This is a genomic window from Stenotrophomonas sp. 1278, from assembly GCF_029892765.1.
GTDB lineage: Bacteria > Pseudomonadota > Gammaproteobacteria > Xanthomonadales > Xanthomonadaceae > Stenotrophomonas > Stenotrophomonas indicatrix.
The window spans coordinates 311,448-327,990 of record NZ_JARXWD010000002.1 but is presented as its reverse complement, the minus strand read 5'-3'; the positions used below and the strand labels follow the sequence as shown (position 1 = coordinate 327,990).

Below are 16,543 nucleotides of genomic sequence, written 5' to 3'. Positions count from 1 at the left end.
CGGGACGGCGCTCTGTGATGCTGTTGGCAGGTGTCGACCTTGGTCGACCAGTAGATCCACGCCACGCGTGGATGCTTTTCGAGATATTCGATTTCCAATGGAGATTCATCCACGCATGGCGTGGATCTACTGGTCAGCGGGAACCTGTCGAAGGCGGGGCGGTGTCGGATTGCCGGGCATCCGCGCCATGGACGGCGCGGCTGAGCCTACACGGACGTACTTGCGGCGTCCCCGCAATCCGACACCGCACCGCCCTACCTCGGAATGCCGCTGTTGCTTCGGCTGTTGCTGTTGAAGTTGCCGGCCAGCGGCCGGCACTACCAGGTGCTACCGGGCACGGCCCGGCCGCTACAGCCAGCGACCGTCGACCACCACGCGTCGCTCGGCCGGCACTGCGGCCACCGCCGCCGGGCCATGGTCGGCACGCACCGCCACGAAGGTAGCCGGACGACCTTCTGCAATGCCGTACTGCGGCAACCCGATCACCTCCGCCGCATGGGTGGTGACCATGTCCAGCGCCAGCATCAGGTCCGCATCGGTGTAGAAGCCCGACCGATAGCCCAGCAGCATCGCCCGCTGCAGCAGGTCGCCATTGCCATAGGGCCACCAGCAGTCGCGGATGTTGTCGTTGCCGGCAAACACGCGCACACCGGCGTCGTGCAGAGCACGCAGCGGCGGGAACGGATGGTCGCCCGGCGCATTGCTCATGATCGCTACGCCTGCGGCAGCCAAGGCCTCACCCACCTGCAGCGCCCGCGCCAACGGCACCTCGCCCAGCGCATAGGCGTGACTGACCGCCACCCTGCCCTGCAGGCCCGCCGCGCGTGTGCGCGCGGCGATCCGCAGCAGCTGCGCCAGCCCGGTCTCGCCCGGCTCGTGCAGATGGATGTCCAGACGCACGCCATAGCGCTCGGCCAGCCCGAACAACAGCGCAAGCTGGCCTTCGGCATCCCCGTCCAGCGTGCTCGGGTCGATGCCTCCAAGCACCTCCACCCCGGCAGCGATCGCCTGTTCCAGAATGGCCGCCGTACCCGGGCACGACATCACGCCGGCCTGTGGGAATGCCACCCACTGGATGCGCATGATGTCGGCACAACGCAGCGCCGCTTCACGCACCGCCTCCAGGTGACGCAGGCCGGTGCTGCCATCGATGTCAACGTGGCACCGCATCGCCACCGTACCGAATCCGCTGCACTGGCGGATCAGGGCCTCGGCACGATCGGCCATGGGTGCGGCGGTGGCAATCGCGGCCTTTTCCACCGCCAGACGCTCGCGCAGGCTGTTCACCGGCTGATGCGGATGCCAGCGGTCGCCGACGAAACTCTTGTCCAGGTGGATATGGCCGTCGACCAGTCCAGGCAGCACGGTAAAGCCGGTCAGATCGACGCTTTCGGCTCCCTGTGCTGCTGCATCGTCGCCATTGATGCCGACAAACCGGCCATCACGGATGTGGAAATGCAGCGGGGCACCGTCGCGATCGACGCCGCCATGGACGAACTGCAGGGTCATCAGGTTCTCCCGGAAAGCCAACACTGGCGCCATCCTGCCCGCCGCCGCGTCCATCGGCCAACGAAATATCTGCATGCCATGCATTCACCGGCACGATGAATCCCGTCCGCGACCGTGCGCCGCAGGGACGCCGGATACACGCCTGAACGGGTAACATGGGCGCCTGTTTCCGCTGTGATGCCGCATGGGCCCGTCCGACCGCCACGATCGTCTTCGCCGCTGGCAGGCCGCGTCCCTGCTGGCCGCTGCCCCGATCGCCAGCCTGTCCGCCACCGATGCCAGCGCCAGCGCGCCCTTGCAGGCGCCGCCGGGCCAGCAGCGGATTGCCTCCGCCGCGCTGGTGGAGGTACTGCACCAGCGCGTGCTGGCCGGCCAGAGCGCCACCGCCACCCTGGAAAGCTGGTGCGCCGAGCACGGCTTGGCCGAGCAGGCCCGGGTTCGTGCCGTGCGTGTGCACGGCCAGGACAAGACCGCGCCGGCCGACGTGCTGCAGGCCCTGGGCGCCACTGCCTCCACGCCCCTGCGTTACCGGCGCGTGCAGCTGGCCTGCGGCAGCCGCGTGCTGTCCGAGGCCGACAACTGGTACCTGCCCGACCATCTCAGCCCGGCCATGAACCAGGTCCTGGACACGACCGACGAGCCGTTCGGCCGCGTGGTCGGTCCGCTGGGCTTCCAGCGCCAGACCGTGACCGACCAGACGTTCTGGCCGCCGCGCGGCGAAGGCGACCATGGTGTGATCCTGGAAGTGCGCGCACTGCTGCGCGACCGCCAGCAGCAGCCTTTCAGCTACGTCATCGAGTCGTACCTGGTGCAGGCGCTGCCGTAACGTTTCATCCGCCCGGCATGTCCCGACCTACTGGGTGGTGATGCCGTTGGCAGCCGGATCGGTGGAGAACACGAAGCGTCCCGAATGCAGGTTCCGGCCCAGGGTGTACTCGGCCGTTGCGAATGCATAGACGGGAGGCGTGTTGCCCTTCCCGAAGGAGCGCGCCCAGGCGCTGAAACCGTCTTCGCTCCGGCTGCGGATCTCGCCGAGGCACAAGCTGTAGCCGCATGCGAACGAGACCACGTCCGTATTCCCGTCCAGCGCCGCAGTCACCGCTGACCTGTACAGCCCGGTCAGATCCTGTGCTTCCGGTTGGCGTGCGGCATCCTGCTCGAATTGGCTGACCGCCTGTGCGAATGCTCTGTTGGAACCGACCACCGCATGGAATCGTTCAACGGACATCGCCCCCTCACTCAACAGGCTGCGCTCGCCGGTGAGGAACGTTCCTTCCGCTGGCTTGGCCGCCGCAGCAATGACTGCAGACCCGGGCGAAGCGGGAGCAGTGTGCAGGGATGTTGCAGCAGCGCGTATCCGTGTTGCTGCCTCAACCCGATCGGCAGGCGCCATCGTGGCATCCTGGGCAGCGGCTGCCGGTGCTTCTTCTTTGCTGCTGCAGCCCGCGACTGCGAGCACCACAACCATCAGATGACGAACGTCCATGCGTTGTTTCCTCCCTGCTGATTGGGTGAGCATGCCATTGCTTGGCGCTGGAAGCGAAGTGCCACACAAAGAAAGGCCCGGCAATGCCGGGCCTTTCGTTTTGCATCGCTTAACGGAACCGGTAATCCAGCTGCACCCAGAACTGACGGCCATACGGGTCGTAGTTGCCGACCGGATAGAACGGCCAACCGCCACCGTTCTTGTCTGCCGGCGGGCGGCTGTCGCGCAGGTTGTTGACGATCACGCCCACCGACAGGTTTTCGCCGAACTGGCGGAACACGCTGGCGTTGTAGGTCATGTACGGTGCGATGCGGCCACTGCCATCGGTCTTGGGCAGCGAGCCGAAACGGTTGCCATACAGCGTCGTGGTCCAGTCGCCCTGGTTCCAGGTGATGCTGCCATTGGCCTTGCTGCGCCACTGGTAGTCATCCAGCGAATTGCGGATGTCGCGCACTTCGTCATCGGCGAACTGCTTGTACTCATGCTCCAGCACCAGGGTGTAGGCCAGGCGCGTGGTGAAGCGGCCATAGCGGCCCGCATCGAAGCGCCAGTTGCCCTTCAGGTCGATGCCGCGCACCGACTCTGATGCCGCATTGATCGGGTTGATCAGTACGCGGGTTACCTGGTCCGGCTGCACGGTGGCAGTGGAGGGGTTGCGGATCACCCGCGACAGCGCGTCCTGGCACAGCGACGAGCTGATGTCGCGCGTTTCGCCGCCGAGGGTGCGGCCCAGCCGGCAATCGGCCTCATCACGCAGGATGCGGCTGGTGTCGAGGCTGGTCACTTCGTTGTCGATGCGGATGTCGTAGTAGTCGGCGCTGAAATCCAGCCCGGACAGCGGCGACCAGACCACGCCGAAGCCATACGACTTGGCCGACTCCGGCTGCAGCTGCGGGTTGGCGCGGTTGCTGTAGTCGATCGACAGGCCGTTGTAGTCGCAGTTGTCATACGACTGGCCGGCGGTGCGGCAGCGCCAGTAGTCGGTCATGCCGGGGTTGTAGCCACGGGTCTCGGTGGCGAACACATAGTTCATGTCCGGCGCACGGAAGCTGGTGGCCGCGGTGCCGCGGATCAGCAGGCTTTCGATCGGACGGAATTCGACACCGAAGCTCCAGGTCGCCTTGCCGATATGCTCGCCGCCGGCGCGGTACTGGTCGTAGCGACCTGCCAGGGTGGTGGTCAGCGACTGCAGCAGCGGCAGCTGCAGTTCAACACCGGCCGCGTAGCGGTCACGTTCGCCACCGGCACCGATGCCGGCGCTGGTGTTCCAGAATTCGCCGGTGCCCAAGCGCGGGTCCGGGCGGTTGCGGTAGCCCTGGCTGCCCGCCTCGACCACCGCGGCCAATGCGGCATCGCCACCGGGCAACGCGAACAGGCGGCCGTTGACCGTCGCGCTGAAGGTCTGCAGCCACGCGGCATTGCGGCTCTCCTGGTAGTCGGACAGGCGGCCGTACTCATCGGGCGTCAACGGCTGGAACAGGCGCGCAGGGTCTGGTGCATAGACCTCCACGCCGTTGCGCACGCCCAGCTGCGGGCCCAGCAGGTACTCGTTGATGCCGGCCAGCAGCACCGGGCGGCGCGTGCGGTTCTCGTAGCGCGAGCGGCTGTAGACGGCCTCGTAGTCCCAGCCGCTGTCGCCGATCTGGCCACGCGCACCGACGTTGAACGACCACGAGTTTTCCAGGAAGCGATTGGCATTGCGCGGCAGGCCGCCGATTTCCTCCGGCGCGAAGCGGCGGTACCAGCTCTCCAGGTTGCCCGTGTTCTGGTTGTAGAAGTAGTTGCGTGACGAGGTCCAGGTGGGCGCACGGGTATTGTTGTTGATCCGTGCGCTGCCCAGCGCGACATCCGCAAACAGGTCGGTAGTGTCGTTGACGTGGAAGGTCAGCAGGCCGTAACCGTTGAGGTTGCGCTTCTCGGTCTGCACGGTCCAGTAACTGGCAGCGGCTTCGTTGCTGCCGCAGTACCAGCCCTGGCGCGGGTTGTTGGCGCGCAGCACGCTGCCACCGTAGATGGACGAAGCCGCATCGCAGCCGGCGGTGCCCGGATCGATGTTGCGACCGGTGGCTGCATTGCGACGATAGGCGACGGCCGTCGGCTGCGGCGCCTTGCCGGTGGGGTCATCGTCCAGCGAATCCATGAAATCGCGCTGGCGCGCGTGGATCGCCTTGCGCACGTCCAGTTCGAAGCCGAACAGGCCTTCCCAGCGTTCGCCCGAGCTGCCTCCCACCACCTGCACGCGCTGGTTGTCACCACCGCCCTGCTGGGTGCCGCCGGCACGCACGTTGACGTCCACGCCGTCGAAGCGGTCCTTGAGGATGATGTTGACCACGCCGGCGATGGCATCGGAGCCATACACCGCAGACGCCCCCGCAGCCAGCACCTCGATGCGCTCGATCAGCGCACTGGGGATGTTGGCCAGGTTGACCACGTTCACCGAGCCTTCGTAGGCCAGCGGATAGTCGGCCTGGCGGCGGCCGTTGACCAGCACCAGCGTGCGGTTCGGGCCCAGGCCACGCAGGTTGATGGTGTTCGCCGCCGGGGTGAAGGTATTGCCGAAGTCCTCGCCCTGCACGTTGCCGGTGTTCTCGGTGAGCGCGCTCAACGCATCGAATGCATTGCGGTAGCCCTGCGCATCGATCTGCTCGCGGCTGATCACCGTGACCGGCGACGGCCCCTCGACACTGGCACGCGGGATGCGCGAGCCGGTGACCTTCACTTCCTGCAATGTGGTGGGTGCGCTTTCCTGCGCGAAGGCCGGCAACGAGGCCAGCATCAGGGACGACAAGGCAAGCACCAGCGGACGCGGGCGCAGCGCCAGGGAAGAGGCGGACATGGGCTTCCTGGGGGAGTTGGGCGGGTGGTCCGGGGCGCTGGCGACGGTGTGCGCATAACGATCCCGTAACGAAAGTGTCCTGAACGGATGGTTGCAACGGAAATGACCAGGCTTGATGGCGTTATGCCTGAACCGAATCAGACCGCAGGCAGCGACCGCGCCGCATTTGCAACTTCTTTCATTGTTCCCCCTCGCCGGCCTGCGGCATCGTCGCACCCCATGAACCGGTATTTCCCTACTTCCTTGCCACCGCTGCGACCGGTGCTGCGCCGCCACCTCCTGCTGCTCCAGCACGGGCCTGTGGTGCTGCGCCCGTTGCAGCGTTCAGACCTTTCCGCCTGGCGTCACCACTATCGACAGGTCGAACGCAGCAGCAACCTGCCTGACCATTTCGATGCCGAAGCCCATTTCCTCTGCGGTGTGCAGCGTTCGCAGCTGCAACACGACAACGATCAGCTGCTGCTGGGCAGCTTCGATGCAGCGGGTGAGCTGCTGGACCAGTTGAGCCTGCGCCTGCATTGCGCGCATGCGCGCAGCGTTGAACTGCGTTGGCTGCATGCCGCAGGCTGTCCCCAGCGGCGGCAGCTGCACGCTTCGTTGCAGGCGCTGTGCACGTTCCTGTTCGAACAGGTGGGGATCCGTCGCCTGTTCGTGCTGCTGCCGCCCGATGCAGGCAGCGCGCTGGTCACTACCCTGCAGGCGATCGGCTTCGAGCGCGAAGGCCTGCTGCGCGACCACCACCTGGATATCGAAGGCTGGCAGGACCGCCAGCTCTACGCCCTGACAGCCCCTGCCTGGCTGCAACGGCAGTCAGCAGAGAACTAGCGCACCCGCTCCAGCGAAGCATCCGCGCCGGTCAACACGCTGCAGGCATGGTCCTGCAGCTCCTCGGCGCTGGCATCGTTGTCGCTGCCGGGATCCAGCTGCGTGGCCAGCAGGATGAAACCCGGCGCGCCATGCACGTCCTCGTGCCCCGCCACCAGCAGGCTCCATTGGCCAACCCTGTCCACACCGCTCAGGCCATAGGCCAGCAGGTTGAGGGGATTGGCAGTCAACGCCTCGCCCGGCAGCAACCGCGCCTGGTACTGATGGCCGCGCAGCCGTACCGGCAGCGGTGCCCACTGCGTGCCGAGGGCCGCGCGATTGTCTTCCAGCGCCCGCAGCACGTCGGCGCGCAGGCAATCGACGTGGATGTGCAGCTGGTGCTGCGAACGTCCATGCGGCGAGTTCAATGCCAGGCTGGCGACGCTGCGCGGCAACCGCTGGCCAAGTGCCTGCTCGGTACGAGCGCGGGCCTGCCAGGCGGCAGCAAAGTAATTGGGTGCCCCGCGCCGGTACAACGCGGGACTTTCGATGCCACTGACCTTGTCCAGTGGCATCAGCAGGAACTGATAGCGGCCGTGCGCGTCCTTGACCAGCACATCGCGGTGATCAACGGCCGGGCGCACCTGCAGGCAATCGCCGCGTGGCGACTGTGCGCCCTGGCAATCACGTTCGATCAGGCGCCACAGCGCATCCGAATGGGCCGGTGGCGGCGCAGGGGGCACGCTGGCACAACCGGCCAGCAACAGCAGGGGCAGCAACAGAAATCGCACGGCAACAACTCGCAGGATCAGGCGCGCAGGCAGCGCCGCGCGCCATTCTAGCCAGTGGGATGTGGCAATCAGTAGGTGCCGAACGGCACTTCAACCACGACCGGGTCGCCGGCAGGCAGCACCTGCAGGGTGTACCGGTCCAGTGCGCCGTCATCATCGGCCAGCGGCTGGCGGTGGAACTGCAGGCGATAATGGCCCTCGCCCACGCGCACCTCGGTGCCGTCGGCAGCCAGCGCGGCAGCGTCGGGCAGCAGCAGCCCGCCCAGGTCGCTGTAGGCACCGGCAACATCGGCGAAACCATAATCGGCCAGTTCATCCACCCGCTGCATCGCATAGACATGCGGCAGATACGGGCGCGCCGGGCTGCGGCCGTTGCTCAGATCGGTCACCCCGGCCTGCGGCAGGTGGTACTGCTCGCGAAGCGCGGCAACACCCAGCGACTCGCTGGCCACCTGCAGGCAGCACACCGTGCGCTTGCCTTCACGGTCGAGGATGGCGAAGCGATCACCACGGGTTGCGGCCTGCGGCAGCATCGCGAACGCCAGGTTGCGCTGCGCCGGCTGGTATCCGGCTTCGGTCTGCAGGTTGCGCCAGCCACCAAATACCAGCGCTTCGGCCGCCGGCGCTGGCGTCGGTTCGGCAGCCATGGCTGCCACTGCCATGCAGAGCAACGACAGCACTACCGTCGCCTTCACTGCGTTCTGCCTGCCACGGAAACTGCCTGACCTCATACCGGACCCAACACCTGCACCGGAGTGGCCCGGCCTGCCCGCCGGCACGTTGCCGGCAACGCCGGCCACTATGCAGTGCGGCGGCCGCGCGGGCAATGACCCGAACGCTGCCGGGTTTCGCGCGGTCAGTGCTATCGTGCCGCCAATCCCCTGCGCAGGAGCGCCCGCATGACCATCCGCCTGACTCTGTTGCTGCCCGCCTCGGCCTTGTTGCTGTCGGCCTGTGTCAGCACTCCCGGCCCGGAGGTCAAGGGCAGTGGCCGCTGCGATGCCAGCCAGCTGGGCTGGGCCATCGGCCAGCCGGCCAACGAGCCGAACATCCGCCGCCTGTCCAGCGAAAGCGGCGCCGGCATGGTCAACCCCATCGGCCCGGCCACCATCACCACCAAGGACATCCGCCAGGACCGCCTGCGCGTGTTCGTGGACAAGGACAACATCATCACCGCCACCCGCTGCGAGTAAGCGCGTCACGGCCGTTGCTCAGAGCCGGGCATGCGCCCGGCTCCATGGCTCAGGGCTCGGTGTAGGCCGAGCACTCCGGCAGCGGCTGGTCCGGTTGGTACGCCCCTGACGTGAAGCGGAAGGTGCGCCTGTAGCTGCATTGCGCATCCTGTTCGGTGCGCAGGTCCTTCTTCGTCAACCGCTCTTTGGCCAGCGAATCCCGCTGCGGTGATACCCCGGCCGGATAGTTGGTGGCCCCGGTCTGGTAGCGCAGTACGGGCATGTCCTGCGCTTCGGCTGCCAGCGCAAGTTCCGCATCGAAGCTGTACTCGTCATGGCAGGCGCCGGCGCGCTGATCAAAATCGCGCTCGCTGAAACAGGCCCGGATCATCTTGTTGGCCGACCACGCAACGGACAGCACGTCGGCGTCCACCTGGATGCCATCGTCGAGATGACGGATGCGCGCCAGGTGCAGGGTCGATGCGCTGGCACCGCCGCCGGAATACATCGCACGGGCCTCCACCAGACCGCCGACGAGCACGTTCTGCAATGCGGCCTGTTGTGGATCGGCCACGGCCTGGACTACCCCGGCGCCGGGCGCCAGGCGCACGATGAAGGGCCAGACCCGCAGGTCGCCATCGTCAACCACGTCGATGGGCACGTAGCGCATCTGCGGCTCGCCTTCAGCATCCGCGCGCTCGGCAACTTCCAGCGAGGCCGGCTGGTCTTCGCCCGCTGAAGGCAGCGCCTGCACGCACCACTGGCCATCAGCAGTGCAGTAGCGCTCCGGGCCTTCCGGTCCCTGCCCGCCCTGCAGCAGCAGCGTCTCCAGCCGGTTGCCTGCCGCATCCCGTTGAACGGGCGCAACGTCCGCCGCTGCAGGCAACGACGATGCCAGCAGCAGTACAGACAGCACCGCGTAAGCCATGCGCGTGGAAACCATGTTCATCCTGTGCGCAGCGGCACGTCCTTGCGAGAGACCGATGGTAGCGCAGGCGCCACGTTCCGGCTCAGTGCCCGTCGCAGTCGCAGCTGCCCCAGCCCCTCGCCTTCGACGTCTGGCCGATGCCGGGGTTGAAGGTATTGCTCGGGTCCAGCGTGCGGTAGAAGCCGGCCAGCGCCGGCTTGGCCGGATACAGGTGGCCGACGTTGTGCTCGGCCGGGTACTCCGCGCCGCGCTGGTCCAGCAACGCCCACATCGCATGCTCGATGGCCATCGGATCTTCACCCTTGCGCGCGATGTAGTCCTGGTGGAACACATGGCACAGGAAATGGCCGTAGTACAGTTTGTGCAGCAGGCGCCCATCGATATCGGCCGGCAGCTGCTCGAACCAGTCGGCGTCATCGCGGCGCAGCGCGATGTCCAGCGCGACGATGTCCTGCACCTGCCGGCGATGCACTTCGCGGTAGCGCACCGCCGCACCGGCCACCGCGAAACGATGCAGGAAGGCCTTGCGTCCTTCGTCCGCCGTGCAATGGAAGTAGCCGCCTTCGTGGTCGTTGAAGAAGCCGCGCAGCCAGGCCTCGGTGGCAGCCGCATCCTGTGCGGACACCTTCAGCAGCAGGTGATGCTCGTAACGCTGGCGGAACTCGCCCATGCGCTTGGGCAGGTGCGAGGGCAACAGGCCGGTCAGCAGTTGCATCATGCGGTCGGTGACACCGCGCAGGCCCAGCCGTTCAAACCAGCCATCAACCCGGCTCTTCAGTGCGAATGCGGCCGGAACGCGCGCGGTACCGAGCTTGTCGATCAGCAGGAAACTGTCCTTGCCGTAGCGCTCGCCGATGTCATACGCATCACGGTGGATGTACTCGCCGGCGATGGGCAGGCGCTCGAAGCCGGTCAGCAGCTGGCGGCGGATCGCGGTCAGGCTGTCGGTGCGGTTGCTGCCGATATAGAAGACCTCGGCGGCCTCCTTCTCGAAGGTATCCAGGCGCACGGCGAACACCGCCAGCTTGCCGGCAGATCCGGCCGCCTCGAAATGGCGGCTGGGGTCGGCGTTGAAGCGTGCCGGGGTATCGGCATCGACCTTGCGCACTTCCTCGGCATAACGCGGATCGGAGGCGGCACGGCCATCACCGTCGCCGACATCGGCGGCGCTGTAGTCACCGCTCTGCAGGCGTTGCAGGATCTGCTCGGGCGTGTCGCCCAGCGCGATGCCCAGATGGTTGACCAGTTGCAGTTCACCCCGCGCGTCGACCTGCGCATACAGCGCCAGTTCGGTATAGGCCGGGCCGCGGCGCACCAGCGCGCCACCGGAGTTGTTGCAGATGCCGCCCAGCACCGAGGCGCCGATGCACGACGAGCCGATCACCGAGTGCGGCTCGCGGCCCAGCGGCGCCAGCGTCTGCTCCAGCCGGTCCAGCGTCGCGCCGGGCAGGCACAGCACCTGGCGGCCTTCATTCAACAGCTGGATGCCGGTCAGGCGCAGGGTGCTGACCAGCACGATCGGCCGGCCGTAGTCATCGCCGTCCGGGGTCGAGCCACCGGTCAGGCCGGTATTGGCCGCCTGCAGGATGATCGCGGCCCCGCCCTGCATCGCGGCCTGCAGCACGTTCCACAATTGCAGCAGCGTGCCCGGGCGTACCACCGCCAGTACCGGGCCATCACCGAAGCGATAGCCGCGACGGAAGCGACGGGTGGCCTTGTCGCCGGTCAGTACGTGGCGGTCCCCCACCGCGGCACGCAACTGTTCCAGCACCGTGTTGCGATCACTCATGGCAGGCGCACCAGCGAATCACGGCCGATGTCGGCGATGCGATGCGCGCCGGTCAGGGTCATCGCCACGCGCATTTCCTTGGCGATCAGGTCCAGCAGGTTGGCCACGCCGGCCTCGCCCTGCGCGGCAAGAGCGTAGACAAACGCGCGGCCCAGCAGCACGGTGTCGGCGCCCAGCGCCAGCATGCGCACCACGTCCAGGCCGGTGCGGATGCCCGAATCGGCGAGGATCTTCAGGTCACCCTGCACGGCGTCGGCGATGGCCGGCAACGCCCGTGCGGTGGACAGCACGCCATCGAGCTGGCGGCCGCCATGGTTGGAGACCACGATGCCATCGGCGCCAAACGCCACCGCATCACGCGCATCGTCCGGGTCGAGGATGCCCTTGATCACCATCGGGCCTTTCCAGAACTCACGGATCCACTCCAAGTCCTTCCACGAAATGGACGGATCGAAGTTGCTGCCCAGCCAGCCGATGTAGTCCTCCAGGCCCGTTGGGTTGCCACGGTAGGTGGAGATGTTGCCGAGGTCATGCGGGCGTCCGCGCAGGCCCACGTCCCACGCCCAGCGCGGATGGGTGATGGCCTGGCCGATGCGGCGCATTGCAGCATTCGGACCACTCATGCCCGAGTGTGCGTCGCGATAGCGCGCGCCCGGCACCGGCATGTCGACAGTGAATACCAGGGTGGTTACACCGGCCGCCTGCGCGCGCTCCAGCGCATTGCGCATGAAACCGCGATCGCGCAGCACGTACAGCTGGAACCACATCGGGCGCTGGATCGCCGGGGCGACTTCTTCGATCGGGCACACCGACACCGTGGAAAGCGTGAACGGAATGCCGCGGCTGTCGGCTGCACGCGCGGCCTGCACTTCGCCGCGACGGGCATACATGCCGGTCAGACCGACCGGTGCCAGTGCCACCGGCATCGCCAGCTTCTCGCCGAACAGCTCGGTTTCCAGGCTCAGGTCGGACATGTTGCGCAGGACGCGCTGGCGCAGCGCGATGTCGGACAGATCGGACACGTTGCGCTTCAGCGTGTGCTCGGCATACGCGCCACCATCGATGTAGTGGAACAGGAACGGCGGCAGCCGGCGTTCGGCTGCGGCACGGTAATCGGTGGAGGCGGAGATGATCATGGGGTCAACCGTGTGGGGAAGGTAGACGCGAAGCCCGCGCACGCCGGGCTTCGTTGTCATCGAGGGTGCGCAGCGTGGTGTGCACGAACTCGAGGTGGGCATGCGCGGCGGCGCGCGCGCGTTCGGGGTCGCCGGCCAGCACCGCATCCATCATTTCGCGATGCTGGTCGGACAGCGGCGAGAAGGTCCTGGCCGAGGTGTAGAGCTTTTCGCGGCTCTGCGAGATATTGGTCTGCAGCAGTTCGAACAGGCCGCGCATCACCTGCAGCAATACCAGGTTGTGCGAGGCCTCGGCGATGGACAGGTGGAAGGCCGCATCGGCCTGCGCCTCACCGGCGGGGTCGTCCTTGCCATGCGCATCCATCATGGTCTGGAACGCCTGGGCGATGCGCGCGCGGTCCTCGTCGGTGGCGCGCAGCGCGGCGTGCCAGGCCGTGGCGCCTTCCAGCGCGTGGCGGATTTCCAGCACATCGAAGCGGTATTCCGGGTCCCCCTGGAACAGCGGCAGGTACGGCACCAGCGGTTCATCCAGTGCCTGCCGCGCACGTGCGGCGGGCTCGCTCACGTAAGTGCCACCGCCTACCCGCGCGGTCAGCAGACCATGGCTGGACAACTGCGCGATGGCCTCGCGCAGCGCGGTGCGCGAGACCCCCAGCTGAACGGCCAGCGTGCGCTCGGCCGGCAGCCTGTCGCCTGGCTGCAACTGCTGTTCCTGCACCAGCGCACGCAGCTGCGCGGCCACCTTGTCCGAAACCCGTTGTGTGCTCATGGCGCCATTGTGGCCCGAAGCACGCCGCTGTTGGTCGGCCTGTACTGCATGGCTCAGGGAATCATCCAGGTCAACCAGTAGGCCTGGGCCAGGGTGATCAGGCCGACCATCGTGGTGAAGATCAGGCTGTGCTTGACGGTGAAGCGGAACAGGTCCGACTCCTTGCCGGCCAGGCCCACCGCCGCGCAGGCAATGGCAATGGACTGCGGCGAGATCATCTTGCCGGTGACACCGCCGGTGGTGTTGGCCGCTACCAGCAGCACGTCGGACACGCCGATCTGCTGCGCGGTGGTCGCCTGCAGCGCCGAGAACAGTGCATTGGACGAGGTATCCGAACCGGTCAGGAACACGCCCAGCCAGCCCAGGAACGGCGAGAAGAACGGGAACGCCTTGCCGGTGTGCGCCAGTGCCAGCGCCAGCGTTGCCGACAGGCCCGAATAGTTGGCGATGAAGGCGAACGCCAGCACCATGCCGATCGAAAAGATCGGCATGCGCAGTTCGCGCACGGTTTCAGCGAAGGTCTGCAGCGCCGAGCGCGCCGGCATGCGCAGGGCGATGATCGCGATGATTGCGGCAAGGATGATCGAGGTACCCGTGGCCGAGAACCAGTCGAACTTGTACACCGCCTCATAGCTCAGCGGCGCATCGACGATCGGCGGCATCTTCTGCACCATCTGGTCCAGGCCCGGCACCGGAATCTTCAGCACCCAGCCTTCAAGCGGGCCACCGGCTGCGAACAGCGACTTGAACGGCTTGATGCTCCACACGGTGACCATCGCAGTGAGGATCAGGAACGGCGACCACGCCTTGGCGATCTGGCCGACGCTGTGGCGCGGCGCCTCCATTGCCTGTGCTGCCGCCTCAGCACTGGTTTCGGTATCGAAGCGGAAGATCCGTACCGGCTTCCAGCGGCGCAGGAACAGGGTCAGGCAGACCAGCGACGCCAGCGAGGCGGTGATATCCGGCAGTTCCGGGCCGATGAAGTTGGAGGTCAGGTACTGGGCGATGGCGAACGAACCGCCTGCCACCAGCACCGCCGGCCAGGTTTCCTTGATGCCGCGCCAGCCGTCCATGATCGCCATGATCCAGAACAGCACGATGACAGTCAGGAACGGCAGCTGGCGGCCGGCCATCTGGCCGATCTCGAAGGCATCCAGGCCGGTCACCTGCCCCGCCACGATGATCGGGATGCCCATCGCGCCGAACGCCACCGGCGCAGTGTTGACGATCAGGCACAGGCCGGCCGCATACAGCGGCTTGAAGCCCAGCCCGACCAGCAGCGCGGCGGTGATCGCCACCGGCGCGCCGAACCCGGCTGCACCTTCCAGGAAGGCACCGAAGGCAAAGCCGACCATCAGCATCTGCAATCGCTGGTCCTCGGTGACCGACAGGATCGAGGCACGGATGATGTCGAACTGGCCGGTCTTGACCGAGACCTTGTACAGGAACACCGCGCCGATGATGATCCAGGCGATCGGCCACAGGCCATAGACGAAGCCGAAGCCGGCCGCGCCCAGCGCCTGCGCCACCGGCATGCGATAGAACAGCAGCGCCACGGCAAGGGCGATGGCCACCGTGATGGTGCCGGCGATCCAGCCCTTCATGCGCAGCACGGCCAGAGCGATGAAGAAGAAGGCGATCGGCAGCAGCGCGATCAGGCTCGACAACCACAGGTTGCCGGCGGGGTCGTACACGTGTTGCCAGGGCTGCATAGGGCTCTCGACAGGAACAGGAGGTTCCCCACCGGGTGGGGGCGTCGGGCCCGCCATATATTGGTCGTACCACATTGACCAACAATCGGACCACAGGCGCGAATTGAACCTCCAATCCTGCCGACAGCCTATTAGACCATAGGGCTATACGGAATTATTGGTAGTACCATTTAGCGATTACAACTTCTTTTCCACCCGCCGTATCAACGCCAGCACCAGCACGCACAGTACGCTGACACCGAGCGCGATCACGTACTTGCCGATGCCCACGGCAATACCGATGGCCGCGGCCATCACCAGCGAACTGGCGGTGGTGAGCCCGCTGACCTGGTCTTCGCGATTGCCGCGCAGGATGGTGCCGGCGGCAACGAAGCCCACGCAGGCCACCACCGCTTCGATCAATCGCACCGGGTCGACCTGCAGCAGATCGCGGTAGCGTTCCTGCTGGAAGTGTTCGGCCACCGAATCACCGAGGCCGACGATCAGCGCAGCGGCACCGGCAATCAGCATGTGCGTGCGCAGGCCGGCAGCGTGCTTGCCCATCTCACGTTCAACGCCCAGCACGCCGCCAAATACCATGGCGGCGGCCACGCGCAGCAGAATGGACATGTCCTGGGTAAGTTCCATGGGGAGGCTCCGGAAGTTTCCCGGAGCGTTGCTCGGCGGCCGTGGGACGGGGGTGAAGGCGATGGCACGCCCTCTTCACCGGGCGATGCCGCCTTGTTCCATGCAACGGGAGTTGCCGGCCAGCGGCCGGCACTACTGCGCCAGATAACCACCGTCGATGGCGTAGTAGGCACCCGTCGCGAACGAGGCATCGTCGCTGGCCAGCCAGGCGACCAGCGCGGCCACTTCCTGCGGCGTTCCCAAGCGCTTGAGTGCATGCCGGCCCTCCAGGGTGGCACGCACTTTGGCGTCCATCTTTTCCAGCAACGGCGTGTTGATGAAGCCCGGGCCCACCGCATTGATGCGGATGCCATCGGCAGCGTGCTCCCATGCAGCCGTCTGGGTCAGGCCGACCACGCCGTGCTTGGCGGCCGCGTAGGCGGTCGAACCGGCATACCCGACCTGGCCCAGGATGGAGGCCATGTTGATGATGCTGCCGCCGCTGCCCGCCGTGCGCATCGCCTGGATCTGCGCCCGCTGGCACAGGAACACGCTGGTCAGGTTCACATCGACCACGCGCTTCCAGCCATCAATGGGATAGTCGCCGCTGCTTGCCGCTGGCCCGCCGATGCCGGCGTTATTCACTGCAACATGCACGCCGCCCAGTTCCTTCACCGTGCGCTGCACCGCCGCTTCCACCGCCGCCTCGTCGGTGACATCCAACGCGACACCGATGGCCTCGGCCCCCTGGTTGCGCAGCGTGGCCACCGTGGCATCCACCGCATCCTGCTTCAGGTCCCACACCGAAATGCGCGCGCCCGATGCAGCGAGCGTTTCCGCTACCGCCAGGCCGATACCGGATACACCGCCGGTGACGATCGCGGTTTTTCCGTTGAGTCGGTAATCAATCATCTGTGGTCTCCATTTGTTGGGAAATCGATGCGGACAGAACCGTCCGACCTCATCGACACTACGCCCTTCTTCGTGACGAAAGCGCTGCATGCG

General features: G+C 66.6%; 15 protein-coding genes. 3 read left to right on the top strand and 12 right to left on the bottom strand.

What is annotated here, in order from left to right; genetic code table 11:
* Positions 1 to 348: 348 nt before the first annotated feature.
* A complete protein-coding gene (locus M2299_RS03720; protein ID WP_099784513.1) occupies positions 349 to 1,509 on the bottom strand; it encodes an amidohydrolase family protein in 1,161 nt (386 codons plus the stop codon).
* Positions 1,510 to 1,693: 184 nt separating this feature from the next.
* Between M2299_RS03720 and M2299_RS03715 the strand changes: the two genes are divergently transcribed.
* Positions 1,694 to 2,335, top strand: coding sequence for a hypothetical protein (locus M2299_RS03715; protein ID WP_059064427.1), 642 nt, complete (start codon positions 1,694 to 1,696; stop codon positions 2,333 to 2,335).
* A 27-nt stretch (positions 2,336 to 2,362) separates the two neighbouring features.
* Here the strand turns inward: M2299_RS03715 and M2299_RS03710 are convergent, their stop codons facing one another.
* The gene (locus M2299_RS03710) at positions 2,363 to 2,995 is read right to left on the bottom strand and encodes a hypothetical protein (protein ID WP_080148563.1); all 633 of its coding nucleotides are present in this window, start codon (positions 2,993 to 2,995) and stop codon (positions 2,363 to 2,365) included.
* 109 nt (positions 2,996 to 3,104) lie between these two features.
* A complete protein-coding gene (locus M2299_RS03705) occupies positions 3,105 to 5,831 on the bottom strand; it encodes a TonB-dependent receptor (RefSeq protein WP_180831008.1) in 2,727 nt (908 codons plus the stop codon).
* Positions 5,832 to 6,146: 315 nt separating this feature from the next.
* Here M2299_RS03705 and M2299_RS03700 point away from each other — a divergent pair, with 315 nt between their 5' ends.
* Entirely contained in the window at positions 6,147 to 6,656 is a 510-nt protein-coding gene (locus M2299_RS03700) for a GNAT family protein (RefSeq protein WP_318532798.1), read from the top strand.
* On the opposite strand, the gene M2299_RS03695 is transcribed toward M2299_RS03700, so the two are convergent.
* Positions 6,653 to 7,426 (bottom strand): CDP-diacylglycerol diphosphatase, encoded by a 774-nt coding sequence (locus M2299_RS03695; RefSeq protein ID WP_223495375.1) that lies wholly within the window; start codon positions 7,424 to 7,426, stop codon positions 6,653 to 6,655. The genes M2299_RS03700 and M2299_RS03695 overlap by 4 nt on opposite strands.
* A gap of 68 nt (positions 7,427 to 7,494) precedes the next feature.
* Positions 7,495 to 8,157, bottom strand: coding sequence for a decarboxylase (locus M2299_RS03690; RefSeq protein WP_280883894.1), 663 nt, complete (start codon positions 8,155 to 8,157; stop codon positions 7,495 to 7,497).
* 168 nt (positions 8,158 to 8,325) lie between these two features.
* On the opposite strand from M2299_RS03690, the gene M2299_RS03685 reads away from it, so the two are divergent.
* Positions 8,326 to 8,619 (top strand): hypothetical protein, encoded by a 294-nt coding sequence (locus M2299_RS03685; RefSeq protein ID WP_025878511.1) that lies wholly within the window; start codon positions 8,326 to 8,328, stop codon positions 8,617 to 8,619.
* Between the two features lie 49 nt (positions 8,620 to 8,668).
* On the opposite strand, the gene M2299_RS03680 is transcribed toward M2299_RS03685, so the two are convergent.
* The 7 genes from M2299_RS03680 to M2299_RS03650 all read right to left on the bottom strand — a co-directional run bounded on the left by M2299_RS03680 (position 8,669) and on the right by M2299_RS03650 (position 16,450).
* Entirely contained in the window at positions 8,669 to 9,541 is an 873-nt protein-coding gene (locus M2299_RS03680; RefSeq protein ID WP_280883893.1) for a hypothetical protein, read from the bottom strand.
* Positions 9,542 to 9,608: 67 nt separating this feature from the next.
* The gene (dld, locus tag M2299_RS03675; protein ID WP_280883892.1) at positions 9,609 to 11,315 is read right to left on the bottom strand and encodes a D-lactate dehydrogenase; all 1,707 of its coding nucleotides are present in this window, start codon (positions 11,313 to 11,315) and stop codon (positions 9,609 to 9,611) included.
* On the bottom strand, positions 11,312 to 12,451 hold the full coding sequence (lldD, locus tag M2299_RS03670; protein ID WP_033831370.1) for an FMN-dependent L-lactate dehydrogenase LldD: 1,140 nt from the start codon (positions 12,449 to 12,451) through the stop codon (positions 11,312 to 11,314). The genes dld and lldD overlap by 4 nt, the downstream gene beginning before the upstream one ends.
* 4 nt (positions 12,452 to 12,455) lie before the next feature.
* Positions 12,456 to 13,220 (bottom strand): transcriptional regulator LldR, encoded by a 765-nt coding sequence (lldR, locus tag M2299_RS03665; RefSeq protein WP_032975263.1) that lies wholly within the window; start codon positions 13,218 to 13,220, stop codon positions 12,456 to 12,458.
* Positions 13,221 to 13,273: 53 nt separating this feature from the next.
* Entirely contained in the window at positions 13,274 to 14,932 is a 1,659-nt protein-coding gene (lldP, locus tag M2299_RS03660; RefSeq protein WP_025878506.1) for an L-lactate permease, read from the bottom strand.
* 177 nt (positions 14,933 to 15,109) lie between these two features.
* Complete coding sequence (locus M2299_RS03655; RefSeq protein WP_032975262.1) at positions 15,110 to 15,559, bottom strand: MgtC/SapB family protein; 450 nt, start codon at positions 15,557 to 15,559, stop codon at positions 15,110 to 15,112.
* A 132-nt stretch (positions 15,560 to 15,691) separates the two neighbouring features.
* A complete protein-coding gene (locus M2299_RS03650; RefSeq protein WP_025878504.1) occupies positions 15,692 to 16,450 on the bottom strand; it encodes an SDR family NAD(P)-dependent oxidoreductase in 759 nt (252 codons plus the stop codon).
* Positions 16,451 to 16,543: the final 93 nt, after the last annotated feature.